Consider the following 21,224-nt stretch of genomic DNA (forward strand, 5'->3'; position numbering starts at 1 on the left):
CTCGGCTGCTTCAGCGCTTTCCAGTCTGGCCAGCTATCCCGTTCGACCTGGATCGTCCTCGGCGAGGGCTTCGAGCGGCGGGCACGTGCACAGCAGGTTCCGATCGCCATACGCGTTGTCGATGCGCGCGACCGGCGGCCAGTACTTGTGCTCGGTCAGCCACGCGGCGGGCCAGGCCGCTTCCTGCCGCGAATAGGGATGCGCCCAGTCGTCCGACGCCACCGCCTGCGCAGTGTGGGGGGCATTCCGAAGCGGGCTGTCTTCGCCCGACCAGTCCCCGTTCTCGATCCGACGGATCTCTCCGCGAATCGCGATCAAGGCGTCGCAGAGACGATCGAGTTCGGCTCGAGGTTCGCTCTCGGTGGGCTCGATCATCAGCGTTCCCGGAACCGGGAAGCTCATCGTCGGCGCGTGGAAGCCGTAGTCCATCAGTCGTTTCGCGATGTCTTCGACGCGTACGTCTGCGCTGCGTTCGAAGTCGCGGCAATCGATGATGAACTCGTGCGCCACCCGACCGCCCGGCCCGGTGTAGAGCACATCGAAGTGGGGAGATAAACGGGCGGACATGTAGTTGGCGTTCAGGATCGCGATGCGCGTCGCTTCCGTGAGACCTGCGCCTCCCATCATCGCGATGTAGACCCAGCTGATGGGAAGGATGCTCGGGCTGCCGTAGGGTGCCGCCGACACCGGAGCCTCGCCGCTGACGGGATCGCCCGGCAGGAACGGGGAGAGGTGCTTCGCCGCGGCGATCGGGCCCATGCCTGGGCCCCCACCCCCGTGCGGGATGCAGAAGGTCTTGTGCAGGTTGAGGTGGCAGACGTCGGCGCCGATGGCGGCTGGTGACGTCAGTCCCACCTGGGCGTTCATGTTCGCGCCGTCGAGATAGACCTGCCCGCCGTGTTGGTGCACGAGCTCGCAGACTTCCTGAACACGCGTCTCGAATACGCCGTGGGTGGACGGGTAGGTGATCATCAACGCGGCCAGCTGATCCGCGTGCTCCTCGCAGCGGGCGCGCAGGTTCTCGACATCGATGTTGCCCGCGTCGTCGCAGGCGACAGCCACCACGCGGAAACCCGCGATGACGGCGCTGGCAGCGTTGGTACCGTGGGCAGAGACCGGGATCAGGCAGACGTCCCGCGCGTCGTCGCCGCGCGAGCCGTGGTAGCGCTTGATCGCCAGCAGACCCGCGTATTCGCCCTGGGATCCCGCGTTGGGCTGCAGCGAGACCGCCGGCAGCCCGGTGATCTCGGCGAGCCAGGTCTCGAGCTCCTGCAGCATCGCCGCAGAACCCGCGACCTGGTCCGACGGCGCATAGGGGTGCAGCCGCGAGAGCTCGGGCCAGGTGACCGGCAACATCTCGGTCGTGGCGTTGAGCTTCATCGTGCAGGAGCCCAGCGGGATCATCGATGTCGTGAGCGAGAGGTCCTTCGCCTCGAGCCGGTGCAGGTAGCGGAGCATCTCGTGTTCGCCGTGGTGGGCGTGGAACACGGGGTGCTCGAGGATCTCTCCCTCGCGCTCGTAGGGGCGCGGAATCGGCGTGCTGGCGTGCTCGAGATGGGGCTCGAGGCTCGGGTTGCCGTTCGGGTCGAAGGCGGCGAGCAGCGCTTCGACATCCTCGCGCGTCGTGGTCTCGTCGAGAGACACACCGACCGCGCCGTCGTCGAAGGCCCGCAGGTTGTAGCCGCGCTCGGCTGCGCCCGCGATGACATCCTTCGCGGAGATGCCCTCGGGACGGACCCGGAGCGTGTCGAAGAACGGCGCGTCGGCGAGTTCGTGGCCGCGGGCGCGCAGCGCATCGGCGAGCACGCACGTGAAGCCCCGGGTGCGGCGGGCGATGCGTCGCAGCCCGTCCGGGCCGTGGTAGACGGCATACATGCTCGCGAGAATTGCGAGCAGCACCTGGGCCGTGCAGATGTTGCTGGTCGCCTTGTCGCGACGGATGTGTTGCTCGCGCGTCTGGATCGCGAGCCGGTAGGCCAGCCGTCCCTCGGCGTCCTTCGAGACACCGACGAGGCGGCCCGGCAGGCGCCGCGCGTGGGCGGAGCGCGTGGCGAGGAAGCCCGCGTGGGGGCCCCCGAAACCCAGCGGCACTCCGAGACGCTGGCTCGAACCGATCGCGACATCGGCACCGAAGTCGCCAGGCGGCGTCAGGATGCTCAGGGCCAACAGGTCCGTGGCCATCACGACCAGGGCGTCGTGGGCGTGGAAGCGCTCGACGATGGGCCGGGGGTCGACGAGTCGCCCGTCGGTGGTGGGGTACTGCAGCAGGACCCCGCACAGGTTCATCGCCTCCGGATCGGCGTCCGCGACGTCGCCGACATGGAGCTCGAGGCCCATCGACTCTGCCCGCGTCCGCACCACCCCGATCGTCTGGGGGTGGCAATCCCGCGACACGAAGAAGCCGGGCTTCTTCTGGCGTCCCACCGCGAAACAGAGCGCCATCGCCTCGGCTGCGGAGGTGGCCTCGTCGAGCAGGGAGGCGTTCGCCAGGGGCAGGCCGGTCAGATCGGCCACCATCGTCTGGAAGTTCAGCAGGGCTTCGAGCCGCCCCTGGGAGATCTCCGCCTGGTAGGGGGTGTACTGGGTGTACCAGCCAGGATTCTCGAGCACGTTACGCTGGAGGATCGGCGGAACGATCGTGTCCGAGTACCCCATCCCGATGCAGCTGCGGAGCACCCGGTTTCGATGGGCATGGCCCCGCAGGCGCTCGAGGACGGCCGATTCTCCCAGCGGCTCCGGCAGCCCGGAGAGGGTCAGCGCGCTTCGGCTTCGGATGCCCTCGGGTATGGTCTGGTCCACCAACGCGTCGAGGGAATCGACTCCGATCTCACGCAACATGGCCTCGACGTCCGAGGGATTCGGGCCGAGGTGGCGTCGAGCGAAGTCGTCCGAGGGCGCCAGGATCGATTGCGCGTCACGGGGAGGCGACTTGGCCATGAAGGTCTTCTTTCGCTGCGGGCTCGGCGGAGGACGGGAGCCGCGGGTTCCGAATGGAGCAGGGCAGGAACGCGGTACGCGGGGCCGAACGACGTTTGCGCGACGCCTGGGGGAGGCCTCGAACGCGGGAGCACCGAAGGGATACCCGCTCGTTCGCAGTCTCGCCATCGCATTGGCGTGTGTTGGCGTTGCCCTGGGGGGCGACGCTGCCGTCGCAGCCGACGAGAAGCCCGAGCTGCGCATCGTGTGTCTCGGAGACTCGCTCACCGAGGGCTACGGACTCGCGCCCGAGCTGGCGTACCCGTACTTGCTGGAGGCGGCGCTTCGAGAACAGGGGCACCCGGCGCGCGTCGTCAACGCGGGTATCAGCGGTTCGACGTCGGCCAGCGCCGTGGGCCGCCTGCGCTGGCAGCTGCGGAGCGAGCCCGACATCGTGATCCTGGCGCTCGGCGGCAACGACGGACTTCGCGGCGTCGACGTGACGGCAACGCGCAAGCACCTCTCGGAAGCGATCCGCCTCGCGACCGATCGTGGCGTCCGGGTGCTCCTGGCCGGCATGAAGATGCCGCCGAACTATGGTCCCGAGTACACGCGCGACTTCGAGGCCTTGTTTCCCGACCTCGCGGAGAAACACAGCGTCCCGCTCATCCCATTCCTCCTCGAGGGAGTCGCAGCCGATCCGAAGCTGAACCTTCCGGATGGAATCCACCCGAACGCCCGCGGAACCGAGATCATGACCCAGAACGTGCTGTCCGCTCTGCTTCCCATGCTCGCCCAGGAGGCGGGCTCTTGATCCTGTCCGTCGATCGGGTTCGCAAGGAGTTCACATCGCCGGCCGGGACCATCGAGGTCCTGCGCGGCGTCGACCTGTCGGTGCAGGCGGGTGAGACGGTGGCGATCGTCGGTGAGTCGGGAAGCGGCAAGTCGACCCTGCTCTCCCTGCTTGCGGGGCTCGACGTACCGACGCAGGGTGAAGTACGCGTCGACGGGGAGAATCTCGCCGCGCTCGGCGAAGCCGACCTCGCGCGCTTTCGCGCCCGCAAACTTGGCATCGTGTTTCAGCAGTTCCACCTGATGAGTGGCCTTTCCGCCCTCGAGAACGTCAGCCTCCCGCTCGAGCTGCAGGGAGTCGCAGAGGCCACCCAGCGCGCGGGCGAAGTGCTCGAACAGGTGGGCCTCGGCCACCGCGCGGACCACCTGCCGTCCCGGCTCTCCGGCGGCGAGTGTCAGCGCGTGGCGATCGCGCGCGCTCTGGTGGTGGAGCCGAGCCTGCTGCTCGCCGACGAGCCGTCGGGCAGCCTCGATGCGAAGACCGGCGCCGCCATCGACCGCTTGCTCTTCGATCTGGTGGAACGCCGCGGCGCGACGCTCGTCCTGGTGACCCACAGCGATCGGCTCGCGGCGGCGTGCGATCGCTGCCTCCGCCTCGTCGACGGCAAGCTGGACGGCTAGCCATGCTGCTGCTCCGGCTCGCGTTGCGCGAGATTCGCAACCATCCGCGTTTCTCCCTCTTCTTCACGCTGAACCTCGCGCTCGGTTTCGCGGGCTTCGTGGCGCTCGACGCGTTCGAGAGTTCGGTATCGCGCGCCCTCGAAGCACGCTCCCAGGCGTTCCTGGGAGCCGATGTCGCGGTCAACGGATCGCGGCCCTTCTCCGATGCGGAAGTGGAAGAACTCGATGCCGCTGCCGGTGAAGGGGCGAGCATCGCCCGGGCCGTCGTGCTCTTCTCGATGGCCGGCAATGGCGAGCGCGCGCGACTCGTCGAGCTTCGGGCCATCGACACGGCATTCCCGCTGTACGGGGAGATCGCGCTCGACGACGGCAGCCTGGGGAGCGCGCCGGACGTCCGGGGCGCCTTCCGCGACGCACCGGGTGCCTGGATCGACCCGCCGTTGCTGGCCCAGCTCGGCCTCGCTCCTGGCGACGGTTTGCGCATCGGACAGGAGACGTTCCTCGTCCAGGCCGTGATCGGCCGGGACGGGGGAAGGGCGAGCAGCGGGTTCTCGATCGCGCCGCGCGTCTACATCGACCTCGGGTCCCTCGACGCCACCGGCCTCGTGGCGACCGGGAGTCGACTCGACTTCCAACGCCTCTATCGCCTGCCCCCGGGCCGCGACGCGTCCGCCGTGGCCCAGAGCATGCGCTTCGCCCTCGAAGACCCGCGTACCAACGCGCGCTCTCACGACGAAGCCACTCAGGACCTCGCACGGAGCTACGGAGCGGTCACGCGCTACCTCGGGCTCGTCGCCCTGGTAGCCATCTTTCTCGCAGGGCTGGGAGCGGCGCATCTCTTCCGGGCGCATCTCACGCGCCGCGTTCGGGACCTCGCGATCCTGGTGAGCCTGGGCGCGACGCGGGCCCGCGCGCAGGCGATCTTCCTGGCACAGCTGTGCCTGCTGGGAGGGTTCGCGGCCCTGTTGGCGTCGGCGCTCGGGGCGGCCCTGCTGCCGTTGCTCACGGCGATCGTGGCGGACGCGATGCCCATCGGTTTCGCGCCGAGCGTGGGTCTTCGCAGTGTGTTCGTCGTGACCGCGCTCGCCACGGTCGGCAGCAGCCTGGCCTGCTTGCCTCTGATCGCGCGCTTGCGTCGATTACGCGCCAGCGAGTTGTTCGCAGAACAGGCGACGCCCAGCCTGGCCGCCTCCCCCCGCGACGCCTGGTGGTGGCTGCCGGCCGCCGCTGCATTCTGGGCCCTGGCGTGTTGGCGCGCGCAGAGCCTGTTCGTGGGCACGGCGTTCAGCGGTGCGTTCGCGGCCTCGGCGATCACCTTCGGACTGCTGGGTCTGGTTGCGCTGACCCTGCTCGGCAATCTCCCGCCACGTCGGAACCTGTCCTGGCGGCTGGCCATCCGCGAACTGGCGCGCGGGCGGGTTCGCGCGATCTCGAGCTTCGTGTCGCTGGCGCTGTGCGCGTTGCTCGTGAGTGTCGTGCCCCAGATGCGCGCGGTCCTCGATCGGGACCTCGAGACGCCGCAGGGCACGCAGCTGCCCGGTCTCTTCCTCTTCGACATCCAGCCCGATCAGCGAGATGCCCTGCGCAGTCACGTGGCCGGGGAGGGGACCGAGCTCCAGCGCTTGTCCCCGATGATTCGTGCACGCCTCGATCGCATCAACGGCGAGTCGGTGCGGGCGGCTCCGGGCGAGGCGCGCCCACCGGGGTTGCGGGCGAACCGGGACGCCGAAACCGAGGCGCGTCGACTCCGAGCGCGTCGCTACAACCTGACCTATCGCGAAGCTCTCACCGACTCGGAGCGCATGGTCGAAGGACGACGGTTCTCGGGAGCATTCGATCTCACGGGTGACCGCCCGCCCGAGATGTCACTCGAGGCCGATTTCGCCGAGCGTCTCGGAGTTGGGTTGGGAGACACGCTGACCTTCGACGTGCAAGGCGTTTCGGTCGAAGGGGAGGTCGTCAATCTGCGCGAGGTTCGCTGGAACAGCCTGCAGCCGAATTTCTTCGTGCTCTTTCAGCCGGGTGTGCTCGAAGAGGCCCCTTCGGTGTTCCTCGCCTCGGTGCCGAAACTCGAGCCCGAGCGACTCGATGCCCTCCAGGCATCGATCCAGAACGCGTTTCCCAACGTATCGAGCATCGACGTCACCCGCGCCGTGGCGCGCATGCTGGGCCTGATCGACCAGCTGCAGTGGGCCCTGGCCGGCTCAGCCTGGCTGTCTCTGGCCGTCGGCTGGCTCCTTGTCACCTCGTTGGCGCGCGACGCAGCAAGGGCGCGGCGCTGGGAGACGAACCTGCTCAAGGTGTTGGGGGCCGAGCTTCCGGCGATCCGGCGCGCCCTCGACGTCGAGTTCGGTCTGCTCGGGTTCTGCGCCGGATTGATCGGCGCTGGACTCTCCGTGATCGTGGCCGGCGCCTTCAGTACCTGGGTAGTCGAGGTGCCCTGGGCTCCCGAGTGGCGATCTCTCCTTCTCCCCTGTGTCGGAATCCCACTGATCTGCATCTGGAGTGCAAGGGCGGCAGCCCGCGGGGTACTCCAGGAGCGGCCCCTGGCGCTCCTCCAGGCCGCAGAAGCCACCTAGGCGCCGGGGGAATCCTCGTCCCCGCAGCCGCTCCGCTGCGCCTTCCGCCTTTCTGAGGCGCCATGTGAACGCTTTTCGCGTTTCCGGCGTCCAAGAATCCGTGCGGACAGAGCCATTGGGAGGTGTTTCGAGGGTGTGGGATCGAGACGCTGAGACTTCTGCGGATGCATCGTGGGCCGAGACGACCCCGGGAGACTGGGAACGATCGGCCTCCAGAGCCCTTCCCGGTTGGGAAGAGGCGTCGAACCGTTCTCCTCGATCGACGCCGCGTGCGAAGGCACGGCGGGGTCGCGACGACGACGCGGGTCCGCTGGACGCCCGTCAGCTCTACATGAGCCAGATCCAGGACGTCCCGGTGCTGGGTCGCGAAGCCGTGGCCGAGCTCTGTGGTCGCATGCGCGAGCAGCAGGAGCGCTTCGAGAGCGCACTCTTCGCGATCCCCGGGACCGCACGCATGCTGGTCGAGCGCTGGGAATCGCGCCGTCAGCGCGGACTCGTGACCGCCGTCCTGTGTCGACACGCGCGCGACGGCAGCGGAAAGAACTGGGGTGAGCACGTCGACACCCATCTCGCACGGGCGCGGCGGCAGCTTTCGCGCAACCCGATCGCCTGGCCCCGCGTGGCTGCCACCTTGCGAGCGACGGAATTCGCGTTCGACCTGCTGATCGAAGTGCACGACGCACTGATCGAAGCCGCGTCGCCCGAAGCCACTGACCGCAGCGCCCGAGTGGAGCTCGGACTGGACACGGCCGCAGCCCGGCGCGAACTCGCATCGGCGGCACGCGCCCTCGACGAGTACCACCGTGTCGTCCAGGTGCTGGCGCACCACAACCTTCGGCTCGTCGCGAAGTGCGCGCACCGCTACAAGAACCTCGGTGTTGCGTTCATGGATCTGGTTCAGGAGGGCAACCTCGGCCTGATCCGCGCGATCGAGAAGTTCGAGCCCGAGCGCGGCTTCATGTTCTCGACCTATGCGGTCTGGTGGATCCAGCAGGCGATGATCCGCGCGATCCAAAATCAGCGTCGCACGGTCCGCGTGCCGTCCCACGTCTGCGAGCTCCAGCTGAAGTACCGTCGCATCGAAGCCGATCTCGAACGGCGGCTGGGACGGGAGCCCACGCAAGAGGAGATCGCACCGGAGCTCGGCATCGAGCCTTCGGCGGTCGATGATCTGGTCTCGACACTCGCGCCGATCCGGTCACTGCAGTCTCCGGCCCAGGGCCTCGAGGACGTCGACTTCGGCGATCTGATCCCCGACGAGTCCGTGGCGGATCCCATCGAGGGGCTCGCGGACGGCGAGCTGGGACAGGCGCTCTCGAAGCTCTTGTCGTCGCTCCCGAGCCGCGAGCGTCAGGTGATCGATTGGCGCTTCGGACTGTCGGAGTCGGGTGAGCCGTCCACGCTGGGCGAGATCGGAAAGCGACTGGGTCTGTCTCGCGAGCGTGTGCGGCAGATCGAGGCCAACGCGCTCGCGCGGCTTCGGGTGGGCGCACGCGAAGACCGGGACCTCGGGACCTTCGACGACGCCGCCTGAGTAGGGCGACGGCGAGACAGGGTCGCTGCTAGGGGGCCTCGGCGCGCGGGACGTGTACCGCGAGACGGCGCAGCTGGTGTTCGAAGTCGCGTCGCAAGCCCTCGGGCAGGGCCGCCGCGAACCGCGCCGCCGCCGACTCGTAGTACCAGCGCGTCTTCGCCGGTTCGGCGGTGAAGCGCTCGAGGGTTTCGGGGCCCTCGGATTCCAGGTCGACGACCAGGCCGCGGAGATTGTGCAGCTTGTCGCAGGCGGCGACCAGCTGGGTTCGCGGGGCCGCGCTGGCCAGGCGATCGAGGTAACGCGTCTTGCGTTCACCCCACGGGGCTTTGGCGCCGGGTCGGTCTCCTGGTAGGAGATCGCTGCAGGTCTCGACGATCTCGGCGACCTCGCCACCGAACTGGGTGCGAATGCTGGCGAGGTCGACGCTCGGGCAATCCTCCAGGGTGTCGTGGAGCAGCGCTGCGACCGCTTGCACGATGTCACCGCCTGCTTCGTAGACGAGCGCTGCTACGCCCAACAGATGACTCGCGTAGGGGATGCTGGAACCCTTGCGGGTCTGGTCTCCGTGGGCCGCGAGCGCGAAACGAAGTGCCTCGACCAACCGCGCTTGATCCGCTGCTGTCACGCTTTCTCCCACGCTGTGCCCCACCGCCGCCTGCCGAGGGATGTGATAGCTTTCCCGCGGGTCGCCGTCTTCCCCTTCGAAACGTCACACAAGCGCCGGGCCGGCCCGGATGGCGCTTTGTGGGGGGTATGAATTCTTGAGCCAACCGCTGATCGAGCTCTCGAACGATCGTGCCGTGAAGCAGGCCGCCGAGTTCAAGAACGCGGCCGCGGAGATTACGGCCGAGCGTCTCGCGGCAGCCTTCGAGACCGAGCGCGCCAACGCACCGAGTGTTCACGACGCGGGCCGCACCTATTTCGTCAAGCGCACCGGGAAGCCGGCAAATGAGCGGAAGAAGAACCGCGATGAGGAGCATCTCGGCGCGGCGCTCCTGCGCGTTCAGGGTGAGAAGGGCCTCGAGCTGCCCGACGACGAGGGGTTCTTGCATCTCCTCGACTACCAGGTGCGCGCGAAGACCGGTCCCGCGGATGACCCTGCGACCAAGGGGATCACGCGTTTCGATCTGTTGGCGATCGGACCCGACGATCGCCTCGCGGTGATTTGTCTGCGCTACGCAGCGCCGTCCGACACGCGATGCCGTGTGGGCGATACCCCGCTCCGACAGCTGCTCGAAGGCTTCGCGTATGCCGCGATCGCCCAGTCCAACCACGACGCGCTGGCGAAGGAAGTCGAGGAGCGATTCGGCCGCACGCTCAGCACGGAACCGCCGCATCTGATCATGTGCGCCACGCAGCGCTATTGGGAGTTGTGTCGGAAGCGCTCGACCCAGAAAGGCGCTGCCTGGATTCGCGAGCTCGAGCGCATCACCCAGGAGGCCCAGGAGTCGTTCGGCGTGACCGTGCGCTTCCTCGGGCTCCGTCTCAACTCGGACCCGGGCTGGGAATACGATGAGACCGGTCCGCTGCTGGACGGCATGCCTCGGCTCCTGCCTGCGTGGGAGCCTGGTGCCGGAAAGATCAAGCCGAAGCCGCGTCCGCGCGCGCGCGCTCGCACGGAACCGGTCGAGACCGTCGTCGAAGCCGACCTCTCACGGCCGGTGCGCACCTACAACTTCGGAGACAGCTACAGCGCTGGCGATCGCATCGATCACCCGAAGCTTGGCACCGGCGTCGTTCAGGGGATCGCGGGGCCGGGCAAGATCCGGGTCCGGTTCGACGAGGAGCGGCAGAGCGTTCTGATTCACGAACGCTCCGCGTGACCGGATCCGTCACAGCCAGGCCGTAGCCTCCGGGGTGAGTCGCCGCTCGCCCCCCAGGCGTCGGCCCCCCGCGCTCTCGCTGCCGTGGCCCCCCAAGGTCGAATCGATCGGTGAGACGCCCGGGCGGCGACTCGCGTCTCGACGCGGGCTTCCGTGAGGATGGCGCGCGTCAGCCGCCAGACGCCTCGAGGGTGGTCTCGCGACGGGTACCCGGCAGCACGCCGCGGTTCGTTCCCACGCGCACCGGGAGCTCGGGCCGGCGCGGCGAGTAGAGCACGAAGTCCGAGAGCCCATCCGCATCGAGGTCCCCGAAGCGGATACGACCGCTGGTGTCGAGGGTCTGGGTCGCGTGGCGCGCGCCGTAGCCATCGGTGTTGCTGCCGAGGTGGACCTCGAGCTGGTCTCCGTCCCCCGAGTTCAGCATGTCGAGCATGCCGTCCCCGTTGAAGTCCGCCGAGAGGGTCGGCACGAAGCCCTTCGACCGGAACGTCTCGAAATCCCACGCCACGCCGAGCTTGCGCGAGTGCCAGGGTTCGGTCTCGAAGAGTCCGGAATCCGCGCGTCGGTGCAGCGTGACGTTCGCATCGATGGCGCGCGTCACCAGCACTTCGACGATCTCCAGGACGCCCGTCGGGACGCGCACTTCCATCAGCTCTACGGCGCCGTCGCCGTCGATGTCGACGAGCATGTTGGCGTTCATGCCGCCGACCGTTCGGAAGACCTGGTCCGGCGCGTCCAGGTTCCACTGACCGCCCTGGTTCAAGTGGAAGCCGACCACCGTCGTGGCGTCGAACACGCTCCCGGACGAGGTCGACACGAGCAGGTCGACCAGGCCATCCCCGTTCAGGTCGGAGCCGTCTACGCGGACGAGGCCCGAGTTGCGGACGTGGTCCTCCGGCGTCACACGGCCCAAGGCGATGCTGCGACTCGGCTTCGCCGGAAAACGACCCTGCGCGTTCTGGAGGAAGACCTTCAGCTCATGGCGGTTGGCGCTGATGACGTCGCCACGGCCGTCTCCGTTCACGTCGCCGATCGAGAGCCGCGGGTGGTCCAGATAGATCTCGACCTCACTCTCGGACACGAGGGGTCCGGGACGCTGGGGCAGGTAGTAGTTGGCTCGGGCGCCGACCTCGAGCAGGCCGAGCACTTCGCCGCCGGGATCCAACACCGCGGTCCAGCTCATGCCCGGCGCCACCAGGCGCGGGCCGTCCCCGAGGCCTTCGCGCACCAGCATCATCCGGTCGAGGCCACGCTCGTCGACGACCACGGCAATGCTGGGTTCGATCCCGAGCGGAAGATCGCGGAAGGACGGACTGCGTCCCGGCATCGAGAAGAGGGTCAGGCGATCGCGCCGCAGCAGTACGAGTTCGGTAGCGGGCGAGTCATCCAGGTTGGCGAGGTCGTAGGCGGCCGCACCCGACGGCAATGGGCCCTTCCAATCGGGCTTGGCGGCGAAGCTCCCATCGTCTCCCTGGAAGAAGACATGGATCTCGCGGCGTTCGTTCGGCGGAAGTCCGCTGGTTACGACGCAGAGCAGATCCCCGCGCGAATCTCCATCGAGATCCGCGAGATCGGCTTGCACCACTCGGCCTTCGAGCCGGAGATCCTGCACGAAGAAAGGGTCGTCATCGGCAAGCGCCGCCGAGACGCCGAAGCAGAGCGCCACGCCCATTCCGGTGGCTCGGGCCACCTGGGCCCGCGCACGCGCGAACAGCTTTTTCACTCGCGTTCCCTCGGCCGCGACCGCGCCTCGCGCACCGGCGGGGCCGGTTTCGGCTGGGTGGAGGACGGAACCGGCCAGCGCTCCCCGACCGCGAGTGCCCGAACGCGGTCCGAATCGACGCCCGTCCGCGCGATCACGTTCGCCAGTTCGACGGGCGGGTGGTCGACGGGTTCGTCGGTGAGGTCGAAGGTGCCCCAGTGCATTCCGAGCATCGCGCGGGAGCCCAGGTCGAGATGTGCCTGCACGGCCTCCTCCGGGTCCATGTGCTGCCACTTCATGAACCAACGTGGTGCATACGCGCCGATCGGCAGCATCGCCACGTCGATCGGTCCGAAGCGCCGGCCAAACTCGGCGAAGCCGTGAAAGTAGCCCGTGTCGCCGCCGAAGAAGTAGCTCCGTTCACCGGAAGCCATCAACCAGGTGCACCAGAGCGATTCGTTGGTGCCCTGTTCGATCCGGCGCGACCAGTGCTGCGATGGAAGACAGGTGATGGTCCAGCGGCCGAAGCGCGCGCTCTCCCACCAGTCGAGTTCGATGACGTTGGGGCGCTCGCGCTCGCGAAACCAATCGGCCAGCCCAAGGGGGACGAACCAGCGCACGCTCGCGGGAAGACGCTCGACCGTGTCGACGTCGAGGTGGTCGTAGTGGTTGTGGGACAGCACGGCGAACGCGTCGTCGGGCACGGCTTCGAGCGGGATCCCCGGCGGCGACTCGCGCCCAGGGATCAGTGCTCGCGGCCCCCAGTGGGGGTCCGTCAGGATCACGTCGTCCCCGTCGTGAATCGCGAACGTGGAATGGCCGACCCAGGTGATCGTGGGGTCGGCGGCGTGACCCGCGAGGTAGGCCCCGTCGTTCTCGACGATCGGAATCTCGAGGGGGCGGCTGGTGTCGAACTCGTTCGGGCTGAAGAGCCACTGCACGAGACGCCAGGTCGTCTTCGGATCCTCCGACCACGGAACGAAGAACCCGTCCTCCGGGTCGCCATGGGCGAGGTAGAGCGACTGCGCCTCGACCGGGGTGCCGATCGGCACACCCACCGGTTTCGAAGGCGCGGCGTGGGCCGCGAAGAGCCAACCGGCGGCGAAGGCGAGCCCCCAGGCTCCGATTCGCAAGGGCAACGGTCTCCTCCGGGGCGCGCCGTGGGGAGGGGGGCTGCCTGGCAAAGCAGACGAAGCCCCGGCGGGCATGGAGACTAACGCTGGGCGCCGAGATTGCCCGTCCGCGCTGGGGCGAGGAGCGGGATCCGTCACAGTTCCGCGTCCTTGAAGAACATGGCGGACTGGTCGCCCTGGTAGACCAGGTCGCCCTCCTGGAGGAAGTGGAACTCGTAGCGGAGCACCACGCGCTTCGGACCGATGCGCTTGCGGGTCTCCTGGCTCTCGAGGTGGAGCGGTGGCCCGAGTCGTGCCAGCCGCTTGAAGTCGGCGCGGTGGATCCGGTTCCCGAACCCCGACCATCCTTCGTCCCACTTGCAGCCGTGAAAGAACCAGGCGTGCAGGCAACCGAGGTTTCCCGTCAGAATGAGCATGTCTGCCGCGGACACATGGGCCGGATGGCCTCGATCGACCCGCTGAAAGCGCGCGATGGGAAGCTCCTGGGTCGTGTCGAGCCGGGCCTCGATGCGCCCCGCATCGGCGTCCAGGCGCGAGATCTCGTCGATCAAGAAGATCTCGTCCCGGTACAAGAACGTGTCGAGGAAGCGCCGCAGGTCGCCGGGCGTCCAGGGAGGGGGCAGGGCGGTCGGGGCGTTCACGACTTCCTTTCGAGCAGCGTCGCATGGGCGAGCGCGCACAGCGATTCGCCCGCTTCGAAGCGGATCTCCACGTGGGCGCTGCGGTCCCGCTTGTGGACGACGTGGCCTGCCATCTCGAACTCGGGACCCTGCACGGGCGCGAAGTAGTCGACACGAAGGTGCGTGGTGGCCAGCCATTGGCGCGGCTCGTCTGCCGCCCGGGACTGGTGGAAGACGAAGAGCGCGAAGAAGTCGACATAGGTCGGAGTGAACCCGCCGAAGAGCTCTCCTTTGGGATTGCGCACCGCCTCGACGAGCGCGCAGCGCACCCGGAGCCGACCGGGTTCGCGTTCGAGGACGACCCAGCGATCGGCGGCCAGGAAGTCCCCCACCGGGTGGCCGCGGCCGACCAGGCGCTCGGGGTCCTCGGTCGACCAGGCCTTCGCCCATTCTTCGAGCGGGACGTCCTTCAACACGGAGCCGCGATCCGCGTCGGATTCGGCGAGCGTAAGACGAGATCGGCCGAGAGCCACATAAGGCCCCTACGGTATCGACTCCGATGGCGTTGAGCCCAGCGTGTACACTTCGCACCGCAGCGTGCCAACGGGAGGGTCGCGGATGGCAAAGCGCACAGGCGGGGGGCGAGCAGCGTGGCTCGTGCTCGCTCTGTCCATGGCCCTGCCGAGTTGGGCGCAGGATGCCACCGTCGAGATCCGGACCCTCCCCGTCGCGGATGGCGTTCACATGCTGATCGGCCGCGGCGGCAACATCGGCGTGTCGACCGGGGCGGACGGGGTGCTGTTGGTCGACGATCAGTTCGCGCCGCTCACTCCGAAGATCCGGGCGGCGGTGGAAGCGCTCGGCGGAGGCGCTCCGCGTTTTCTGCTCAACACCCATTGGCACTTCGACCACACCGGCGGCAATCAGAACTTCGCAGGGATGGGCGCCACGATCCTCGCCCACGACAACGTCCGTGCGCGCATGAGTCAGCTCCAGCGGATCCGGGGCCGCGAGATCCCGGCTTCACCGCCGGACGCGTTGCCCGTCGTCACCTTCGGGCACGATGTGACGCTGCACTGGAATGGGGACGAGATTCACGCGCTGCACCTGTCCGCCGCCCACACCGACGGAGACGCCGTGGTGCACTTCCGACGCGCGAACGTGATCCACACGGGCGACCTCTTCTTTGCGGGCGGGTTCCCCTTCATCGACCTCGAGAGCGGCGGATCGATCGATGGCCTGATTGCCGGTCTCGAAGCTGTCCTCGCCCTGACCAACCCCAGGACATCGATCATTCCCGGGCACGGACCCCTCTCGAAAGCGGCCGATCTGAAGGAGTACGCAGCCATGCTCCAGGACGCGAAGAATCGCGTAGAGGCGGCCTACAACAAGATGCAGGACGTCGAAGCCGCAGTGGCGGCATCGCCTCTGGCCGAGCTCGCTCCACGCTGGGGGCAGGGCTTCGTCGACGCCGAGGCGTTCACGCGCACGGTCGCGACCGATCTCGCGAGACGGCGGTGAGCGCTTGACCATACGCGCCATCGTCTTCGATCTCTTCGACACCCTGGTCGATCTGCGCTGGGAACGGCTTCCCGTCGTCGAGCACGACGGCAAGCGCATCCCGGGCTCGTCCCAGGTGCTCTACGAGCGAGTGGCGCGAGAACAAGACCTGCCGATGGACGCGTTCATGGAGGCGATGCGCGCGAACGCCCAGGGGTTCGCGCGGTCCCACTATGCGCAGGACAAGGAAGTACCGACCCCACTCCGCTTCCGGGCACTTCTCCGGGAGCTCGAGATCGAGGCGGCCGGCCTGGCCGACGAACTGACCGAACTCCACATGGGGGTCTTGCAGAGCGCCGTCGAGAACCTCCCGCACCACCCGGCCGTGCTGGATCGGCTTGCAGAACACGTCTCCCTCGCGGTGTGCTCGAACTTCAGTCATTCGCCGACGGCACTGTCGGTGCTCGAAAACGCCGGCCTGCGGGACCGCTTTTCCCCGGGATCGATCATCGTGTCCGACGCTTTCGGCCTGCGAAAACCGCGAGCGGAGATCTTCGAAGCCGCGCTCGACCCACTCGGTGTTGCGCCCGAAGAAACTCTGCACGTCGGCGACAGTTTGCGCGCCGACGTCGGGGGAGCGAGCCCGCTGGGGATCCGAACGGTGTGGATCACGCGACGGATCTCCGATCACGACAAGGCACTCCGGGAACACGAGGGGCCCGAGCCCGACTTCGTGATCCAGGACCTCGACGAGCTTCCCACTCTGGTCCGGTCGCTCGCGGGCGCGTCCTAGGGAAACCCTGCGCCGGGGACCGCGACGCGCTTGGACACGATGCGCGCGGCACGATCCCGCTGACACGCCTCCGGGTCGATGGTCGGCGAGATGCAGACGAACAGGGTGCGACGGTCGTCACCGCCGAGTGCGCAGGCGATGGCCTGGTCTCCGGTGGGAATGCGCTCGCTGACTTCGCCGCCCTCGTGGACCCGCAGCACCTCGTGGCTCACCGGCGAAGCCACCCACACCGCACCCTCCGCATCGAGCCCGATGCCATCGGGAACCGCCCCTTCTAGGCTCGCCCACACGCGTCGGTCGGTGAGGGAGCCATCGTCCGCGATCGTGAAGGCGGTGAGCCGGGCGCCGAACGACTCTCCGACGATCAGGGTGTTCCCATCGGGAGTGATCACTGCACCGTTCGGAAACGCGAGTTCGTCGGCGACGACGCGACTCTCTCCGTCCGGCGTCACGAGGGTCAGGTGGGTCGTGCGGGGCTTCTCACCTTTGTGGAGATCGAACCCGAAGTTCCCGACGTAGGAGCGCCCGGCCGCGTCCGTCACCATGTCGTTGCAGGGTTGCGCGCCGAACGCCGACAAGTCCGCATGCACCGACAAGCGGTTCCCGTCCCAGCGCAGGATCTGGCGGGCCGTCATCGAAACGACGAGCAGGGTGCCGTCGGGGAGCCAGCCCAGCCCCGACGGCTCGTCATCGAGCGTGAGCACCACGGAACACGTGCCGGTCGCGTCGAGCCGGCGCACGCAATGGTCGTGCATGTCCGAGAACCAGAGTGCGCCGTCGTACCAGCGCGGCCCCTCGGCGAAAGTCAGGCCATCGACGCGCGCTTCGAGTGATTCGCTCATGGGATCACCATACGCCTCACGCCCGGCGGCGACGAGTGGTCCCGCGCGACTTCGCGGTTCGCGTTACCCTCCCCGCCGGACGACCGGCTCATCGGGGGGTTGCGAGAGTCCATGCAGGCCGGCTACCGGCTGCGCTCGGCGAAGGAAGAGGAGTTGGCGCTGCTGCCGGCTCTCGAGAAGCGGGCAGGCACCCGTTTCGAAGGGCAGGGGCTGTCGGCCGAAGTCCTGGCGTCGACGACGTCCGCGGACGACTTGCGTACGGGTTGGAAACGGGGGCTGCTTTGCGTCGCCGCGGACGCCCAGGACCACCCGGTCGGGTTCGCCCTCCTGACCGAAGAAGCGTGGGGCGCGCACCTCGAGGAGATCGACGTCGACCCCGAACACGGCGGGCGCGGGGTTGGCACCGCGCTGCTCGACGCCGCGTGCCAGATCGCGAAGCATCGCGGCTACGACCACCTCACGCTGACCACCTTCTCCGACATTCCCTGGAATGCACCGTTCTACGCGAGCCGAGGGTTCCGGGTGCTCGCGACGGGCGAGCGCACTGCCGCGCTCGATGCGCACATGGAAGAGGAGGCGGCGAGCGGTCTCGATCCCGGTCGCCGGGTCGCCATGCGGCGTCGGGTCGGCTGGCGCAAGGACGCGCTGGCCTGGTTCGCGGGGTTCTGGCTGCTGGCGATGGTGGGACTCAGCATGATGGCGAGCCGCCGCGCCCGTGCGCTGATCGAGGCGGTGGGTCTCCTGCCCGGGCGGGACAAGACGGCGCACTTCCTGTTGATGGGCGGCCTGGCGTTCGTGGCGGTGTTGGCGCTCACGGGTCGTCGCATCGGAAGCGTCCAGTTCACGCCCACCGGCGCGCTCACCCTCGTCGTCGGGGTGGTGATCGTGGAGGAGACGGTGCAGCAGTGGATCCCGCTGCGCAGCTTCTCGCTCGTCGATCTCGCCTACAGCCTGGCGGGCGTCGCCTGCTTCGGCGCGCTCGGAATCGCCTGGCAGGCGTTCCGCACGCGCTCACGCGACTTCGAGCCGGAGCGCTAGGCCTCAGCCGTCGCAGCGGTAGACGTCGAACGAGCGTCGCCCCCCAGCCGACGGGCCCTGGGGCACGATGGCGGTGGCACCCATCTCGGCCGCCTCGTTGCGCGCAAGCGCTTCGAGTTCGTCGTCCACGGTTTCGAGGCTGCGTGCGAAGATCCAGACGCGGTCGCTGGTCTTCGCGTGGGTCGCACCGAGCTGCGTGCATTCGGACACGTCCGCGGTCTGGGCCAACCGCACACCGCCGCCGCCGTCGGTCAAGGGCACCCAGGTGCACGCGGCCGTGCCGAGGAGCATGGTGATGGCGAGTCCGGTGGTGAGCTTCGAGAGCGGTACGCGCAACGTGTCTTCCCCCCTACAACGCGACGCAGGGTACCAGAGCCGCTTCGGACAGGAAGGGTGGTAGCCTTCGGGCATGCGATCGATCGTGCACACTTCGTGGCGACGCGGGCAGGTTCTCGTCCTGGCGGTCGCCGGTCTGCTGATGCTCGGAAACAGCTGTGCGAGCGCACCGGGCGAGCCGACCCCGCTTCCCGCATCGCTCACGGCCTGCGAAGACCCGCGTCCCGAAGCCTGCACCCACGACTACCGGCCGGCTTGCGGTCACCGGTGTGCGGCACCGCCGTGTACCGCAGCCCAGCGCAAGACCTATGGGAACGCATGCTCGGCCTGCAGTGATTCCGCCGTGATGGCGGTAGAACCGGGCCGATGTGAGGACGGCGCGGCGCCATCGGCGCCGCTGCTTCGCTAGCTCGCCTCGCCCCAGGCGCCCCAATGGTGCAATGCGTCGCGCGCGCGCTCCGCGAAGGCGACGAGTGGGGCCGCATCGATGCGCCGCGCCTGAACCGGTGCCTGGTCGAGGGCACCCCCCAGCGCATCCCAGTCATCGACGCAGACGCCCGTGCGACTGCGCGCCGCGAAGGCCCGCAGCTTCTCGTCGCGTGCCAACGCGATCCACGGGATGCCGAGGCTCGCCGCGATGATCGCGCCGTGCAGCCGCGTGGTGACGACGCGTCCCGCGCGGGCGTAGCGCCGACCTAGCAGGTCGCGCAGTCCCCACCAGCGCGTCTCGGTGTGGTCCGTCGACCAGGGACGCTGCTCGCGACTCACCAATCGCAACAGCTTGTGTTGCTCGTCGGCGCTCAGCAGCTCGGGGTGCACGGCCAGGAGCGTGCGATCCGAGGGGGCGCGCTGCACCGAATGTTGGACGAACGGCACCGTCGGACAGTCGCCGATTTCGGCATGACACCAGGCGTGGAACTCGGCGCTGCGTTCGTCGCGCACGTGCACCAGCGCGGCGCGTGTACCGACGCTCACCGCCGAGGGACAGCGAGGAGATGCGGCGCCAGCATCGGGCCAACAACCTCCGATGCCCCAAAGGATCAGCGGCAAGCGGCACGCGCGGTCGAGCTCCTGCCAGAAGGGTTCGAAGGCCGGGTGGAGGAGCCCGGCGCCTCCCACGATCACGGCGCGGTAGCGCCGGTGGATCCATTCCCAATCGATGGGCCGCTGATGGGCGTTCCAGACCTCGAGGGTCTGGCCGAGCAGGTGCTGCACTCCGAGCGCAGCCGTGAAGTTCCCGATGTTCGGAACGGCCGAATAGAACTGCAGCACGGCGGGGCCGCGCAGCGCGCCGGTGGGGCGCACCCGCGACACGTCCCGGAAGCGGGTGCGGCGATCGAAGGCCGAACCCCGCTCGAGCCGGGCGCTCGGCGCCAAGGGCCGTCCGAGCGCGGAGCGGAGGGCGAATCCCGTCATCGTGCTCGCTGCATCGGCCGCGGTGGCCCCTCACTTTCGCGCAAAAGTCCGCCCAGCCGCCCGCCGATACAGGGGGTGTCGTGAAGGGAGTCGTTCACACCGGAAGTCCCGCACCGATCTTCGTGGTCGGCTGCGGTCGCTCGGGCACCCACTGGCTCGCCGAGACCCTGGACGCCCACCCGGAGCTCCACAGCTGGGGTGAAAATCCATCGGTCTTCGGGGACGTGACCCAGCTCGCGCTCGACCCGCGTCGCGAGAACGATCTGCTCCCGCGGCTCCTGCGCCGCTACCGAGACGCGGTTCGGCGCTTTGCGCCGCTGCGACTGGTCGACAAATGCCACCCGAACCTCTGGCTCGTCGATCGGCTGCGCTTCGCCTTCCCCGACGCCCGCTTCGTGGCGATCCGCCGGGACCCCTACGCCACGGTTTCCAGCATGCTCGAGCACCCCGGCGTGCGGCGCTGGTGCGAGCAGTGGCAGCGCTACCCGCTCCCCAACCGGTTCCTCGGGGTGCGGCGCGAGACGGCCGCGACCTACGCGCGGGCTCCGATCGCGGAACGGCTTGCCCTGCGCTGGCGCGCTCACGCCGAGCGCATCGCCCACTGGGAGCACCAGGATCCCGCGCGCTTCTTCGCCATCGACTACGAGGCGCTGCACGAACCGGGAGTTGCGGTTCTCGCCGACCTCTCCCAATTTTTGGAGTTGGAATCCCCCCTGCGGCCGAGACCGGCCCGAAGGGAATCGCTGCACCAATGGCGCGCGAGGCTCGGGGATCAAGAACGCGACGCGATCGCACGCGTGGCGCACGGCGCGGCCGCCGCAGGTCAATGAGGCGGCGATCGTGAGAGCACTCCCGCTTCGCATGAGCCTGTCGATCGACCGGCTGCGCAATCGCCTGCGGCCCGGCGTCCACCAACGCTCCCATGTGACGGGTTGGCATCGCTACCCGGTGCTGTTCCGCGAAGTGCGCCGCGTCGCAGAGCAGGAACGCCTGGAGCGCCCGCACATCCTCTCGTTCGGATGCTCCTCGGGAGAAGAGTGCGCGTCACTCTCCGAGCAGTTCCCCGGAGCGCGCGTCGTCGGGACGGACATCAGCCCGCGGATGCGCGCGCGCGCCCAGCGCATCGCCGACGAGAACCCGGCCGTCGTAATCGTTCCGAGCCGCGACGACCTGGTCGCGGCGTTCGGTCCCTACGACATCGTCTTCGCGTTGTCGGTCCTGTGCCGGCATCAAGAGACGCGCCACGTCGACAACTGTGCGCGGGTCTATCCGTTCGAGCGCTTCGAGACAGCGGCAGCGCGACTGGCGAACTGGGTGGCGCCCGGGGGCCTGCTCGTGCTCTACAACACGACTTTCCGCTTCCAGGACACGCTCGCGTCGGAAGACTTCGTCGACGTCACGCCGCCTGCGATCGCGGCGAGCGGCACGATCGCGCAGTTCGATCGGGAGCACCGGCGACTCGATCAGCCCGACCGCGCGTGCATCTTCCGCAAGCGCGAGACCCACGGCTAGCGGATCC

General features: G+C 68.6%; 20 protein-coding genes. 11 read left to right on the plus strand and 9 right to left on the minus strand.

The window, feature by feature from the left end; all coding sequences use genetic code 11:
- Positions 1-33: 33 nt before the first annotated feature.
- A complete protein-coding gene (gene gcvP, locus AAF430_23180) occupies positions 34-2,937 on the minus strand; it encodes an aminomethyl-transferring glycine dehydrogenase (protein ID MEM7413152.1) in 2,904 nt (967 codons plus the stop codon).
- On the opposite strand from gcvP, the gene AAF430_23185 reads away from it, so the two are divergent.
- The 4 genes from AAF430_23185 to AAF430_23200 all read left to right on the plus strand — a co-directional run bounded on the left by AAF430_23185 (position 2,936) and on the right by AAF430_23200 (position 8,502).
- On the plus strand, positions 2,936-3,730 hold the full coding sequence (locus AAF430_23185) for an arylesterase (GenBank protein MEM7413153.1): 795 nt from the start codon (positions 2,936-2,938) through the stop codon (positions 3,728-3,730). The two genes, gcvP and AAF430_23185, sit on opposite strands and share 2 nt — an antisense overlap.
- On the plus strand, positions 3,727-4,389 hold the full coding sequence (locus AAF430_23190) for an ABC transporter ATP-binding protein (GenBank protein ID MEM7413154.1): 663 nt from the start codon (positions 3,727-3,729) through the stop codon (positions 4,387-4,389). Before AAF430_23185 ends, AAF430_23190 begins: the two co-directional genes overlap by 4 nt.
- A gap of 2 nt (positions 4,390-4,391) precedes the next feature.
- Positions 4,392-6,968, plus strand: coding sequence for an FtsX-like permease family protein (locus AAF430_23195; protein ID MEM7413155.1), 2,577 nt, complete (start codon positions 4,392-4,394; stop codon positions 6,966-6,968).
- A 331-nt stretch (positions 6,969-7,299) separates the two neighbouring features.
- Positions 7,300-8,502: a sigma-70 family RNA polymerase sigma factor gene (locus AAF430_23200; GenBank protein ID MEM7413156.1), complete on the plus strand. Its 1,203-nt coding sequence runs from the start codon at positions 7,300-7,302 to the stop codon at positions 8,500-8,502.
- A 28-nt stretch (positions 8,503-8,530) separates the two neighbouring features.
- Here the strand turns inward: AAF430_23200 and AAF430_23205 are convergent, their stop codons facing one another.
- Positions 8,531-9,127, minus strand: coding sequence for an HD domain-containing protein (locus AAF430_23205; GenBank protein MEM7413157.1), 597 nt, complete (start codon positions 9,125-9,127; stop codon positions 8,531-8,533).
- Between the two features lie 136 nt (positions 9,128-9,263).
- On the opposite strand from AAF430_23205, the gene AAF430_23210 reads away from it, so the two are divergent.
- Positions 9,264-10,325 (plus strand): hypothetical protein, encoded by a 1,062-nt coding sequence (locus AAF430_23210; GenBank protein MEM7413158.1) that lies wholly within the window; start codon positions 9,264-9,266, stop codon positions 10,323-10,325.
- Between the two features lie 169 nt (positions 10,326-10,494).
- Here the strand turns inward: AAF430_23210 and AAF430_23215 are convergent, their stop codons facing one another.
- The 4 genes from AAF430_23215 to AAF430_23230 form a co-directional block, all read right to left on the minus strand.
- Positions 10,495-12,048: a VCBS repeat-containing protein gene (locus AAF430_23215; protein ID MEM7413159.1), complete on the minus strand. Its 1,554-nt coding sequence runs from the start codon at positions 12,046-12,048 to the stop codon at positions 10,495-10,497.
- Entirely contained in the window at positions 12,045-13,160 is a 1,116-nt protein-coding gene (locus AAF430_23220) for an MBL fold metallo-hydrolase (protein ID MEM7413160.1), read from the minus strand. Before AAF430_23220 ends, AAF430_23215 begins: the two co-directional genes overlap by 4 nt.
- 134 nt (positions 13,161-13,294) lie before the next feature.
- Positions 13,295-13,801: a hypothetical protein gene (locus tag AAF430_23225; GenBank protein MEM7413161.1), complete on the minus strand. Its 507-nt coding sequence runs from the start codon at positions 13,799-13,801 to the stop codon at positions 13,295-13,297.
- Entirely contained in the window at positions 13,798-14,256 is a 459-nt protein-coding gene (locus AAF430_23230; GenBank protein MEM7413162.1) for a PaaI family thioesterase, read from the minus strand. The genes AAF430_23225 and AAF430_23230 overlap by 4 nt, the downstream gene beginning before the upstream one ends.
- A gap of 142 nt (positions 14,257-14,398) precedes the next feature.
- Between AAF430_23230 and AAF430_23235 the strand changes: the two genes are divergently transcribed.
- A complete protein-coding gene (locus tag AAF430_23235) occupies positions 14,399-15,301 on the plus strand; it encodes an MBL fold metallo-hydrolase (GenBank protein ID MEM7413163.1) in 903 nt (300 codons plus the stop codon).
- Between the two features lie 4 nt (positions 15,302-15,305).
- The gene (locus AAF430_23240; protein MEM7413164.1) at positions 15,306-16,073 is read left to right on the plus strand and encodes an HAD family hydrolase; all 768 of its coding nucleotides are present in this window, start codon (positions 15,306-15,308) and stop codon (positions 16,071-16,073) included.
- Here AAF430_23240 and AAF430_23245 read toward each other — a convergent pair.
- Positions 16,070-16,915: an SMP-30/gluconolactonase/LRE family protein gene (locus tag AAF430_23245; GenBank protein ID MEM7413165.1), complete on the minus strand. Its 846-nt coding sequence runs from the start codon at positions 16,913-16,915 to the stop codon at positions 16,070-16,072. The two genes, AAF430_23240 and AAF430_23245, sit on opposite strands and share 4 nt — an antisense overlap.
- Positions 16,916-17,026: 111 nt before the next feature.
- On the opposite strand from AAF430_23245, the gene AAF430_23250 reads away from it, so the two are divergent.
- Positions 17,027-17,953, plus strand: coding sequence for a GNAT family N-acetyltransferase (locus tag AAF430_23250; GenBank protein ID MEM7413166.1), 927 nt, complete (start codon positions 17,027-17,029; stop codon positions 17,951-17,953).
- A 3-nt stretch (positions 17,954-17,956) separates the two neighbouring features.
- Here the strand turns inward: AAF430_23250 and AAF430_23255 are convergent, their stop codons facing one another.
- On the minus strand, positions 17,957-18,289 hold the full coding sequence (locus tag AAF430_23255) for a DUF4156 domain-containing protein (protein MEM7413167.1): 333 nt from the start codon (positions 18,287-18,289) through the stop codon (positions 17,957-17,959).
- 73 nt (positions 18,290-18,362) lie between these two features.
- On the opposite strand from AAF430_23255, the gene AAF430_23260 reads away from it, so the two are divergent.
- The gene (locus tag AAF430_23260; protein MEM7413168.1) at positions 18,363-18,698 is read left to right on the plus strand and encodes a hypothetical protein; all 336 of its coding nucleotides are present in this window, start codon (positions 18,363-18,365) and stop codon (positions 18,696-18,698) included.
- On the opposite strand, the gene AAF430_23265 is transcribed toward AAF430_23260, so the two are convergent.
- Positions 18,695-19,705, minus strand: a complete 1,011-nt coding sequence (locus AAF430_23265) for a polysaccharide pyruvyl transferase family protein (GenBank protein MEM7413169.1) — start codon at positions 19,703-19,705, stop codon at positions 18,695-18,697. The two genes, AAF430_23260 and AAF430_23265, sit on opposite strands and share 4 nt — an antisense overlap.
- Positions 19,706-19,785: 80 nt before the next feature.
- On the opposite strand from AAF430_23265, the gene AAF430_23270 reads away from it, so the two are divergent.
- The gene (locus AAF430_23270) at positions 19,786-20,535 is read left to right on the plus strand and encodes a sulfotransferase (GenBank protein MEM7413170.1); all 750 of its coding nucleotides are present in this window, start codon (positions 19,786-19,788) and stop codon (positions 20,533-20,535) included.
- Positions 20,536-20,545: 10 nt separating this feature from the next.
- Positions 20,546-21,217: a class I SAM-dependent methyltransferase gene (locus AAF430_23275; GenBank protein MEM7413171.1), complete on the plus strand. Its 672-nt coding sequence runs from the start codon at positions 20,546-20,548 to the stop codon at positions 21,215-21,217.
- The last annotated feature ends 7 nt before the right edge of the window (positions 21,218-21,224 follow it).

The organism is Myxococcota bacterium, assembly GCA_039030075.1.
Classification (GTDB): Bacteria; Myxococcota_A; UBA9160; order UBA9160; family SMWR01; genus JAHEJV01.

Bases quoted from the DNA above. Each gene is read 5' to 3' on its own strand.
- AAF430_23260 (MEM7413168.1), top strand. From the start codon at position 18,363: ATGCGATCGATCGTGCACACTTCGTGGCGACGCGGGCAGGTTCTCGTC.
- AAF430_23245 (MEM7413165.1), bottom strand. From the start codon at position 16,915: ATGAGCGAATCACTCGAAGCGCGCGTCGATGGCCTGACTTTCGCCGAG.
- AAF430_23265 (MEM7413169.1), bottom strand. From the start codon at position 19,705: ATGACGGGATTCGCCCTCCGCTCCGCGCTCGGACGGCCCTTGGCGCCG.
- gcvP (MEM7413152.1), bottom strand. From the start codon at position 2,937: ATGGCCAAGTCGCCTCCCCGTGACGCGCAATCGATCCTGGCGCCCTCG.
- AAF430_23185 (MEM7413153.1), top strand. From the start codon at position 2,936: ATGAAGGTCTTCTTTCGCTGCGGGCTCGGCGGAGGACGGGAGCCGCGG.
- AAF430_23250 (MEM7413166.1), top strand. From the start codon at position 17,027: ATGCAGGCCGGCTACCGGCTGCGCTCGGCGAAGGAAGAGGAGTTGGCG.
- AAF430_23235 (MEM7413163.1), top strand. From the start codon at position 14,399: ATGGCAAAGCGCACAGGCGGGGGGCGAGCAGCGTGGCTCGTGCTCGCT.
- AAF430_23195 (MEM7413155.1), top strand. From the start codon at position 4,392: ATGCTGCTGCTCCGGCTCGCGTTGCGCGAGATTCGCAACCATCCGCGT.
- AAF430_23200 (MEM7413156.1), top strand. From the start codon at position 7,300: ATGAGCCAGATCCAGGACGTCCCGGTGCTGGGTCGCGAAGCCGTGGCC.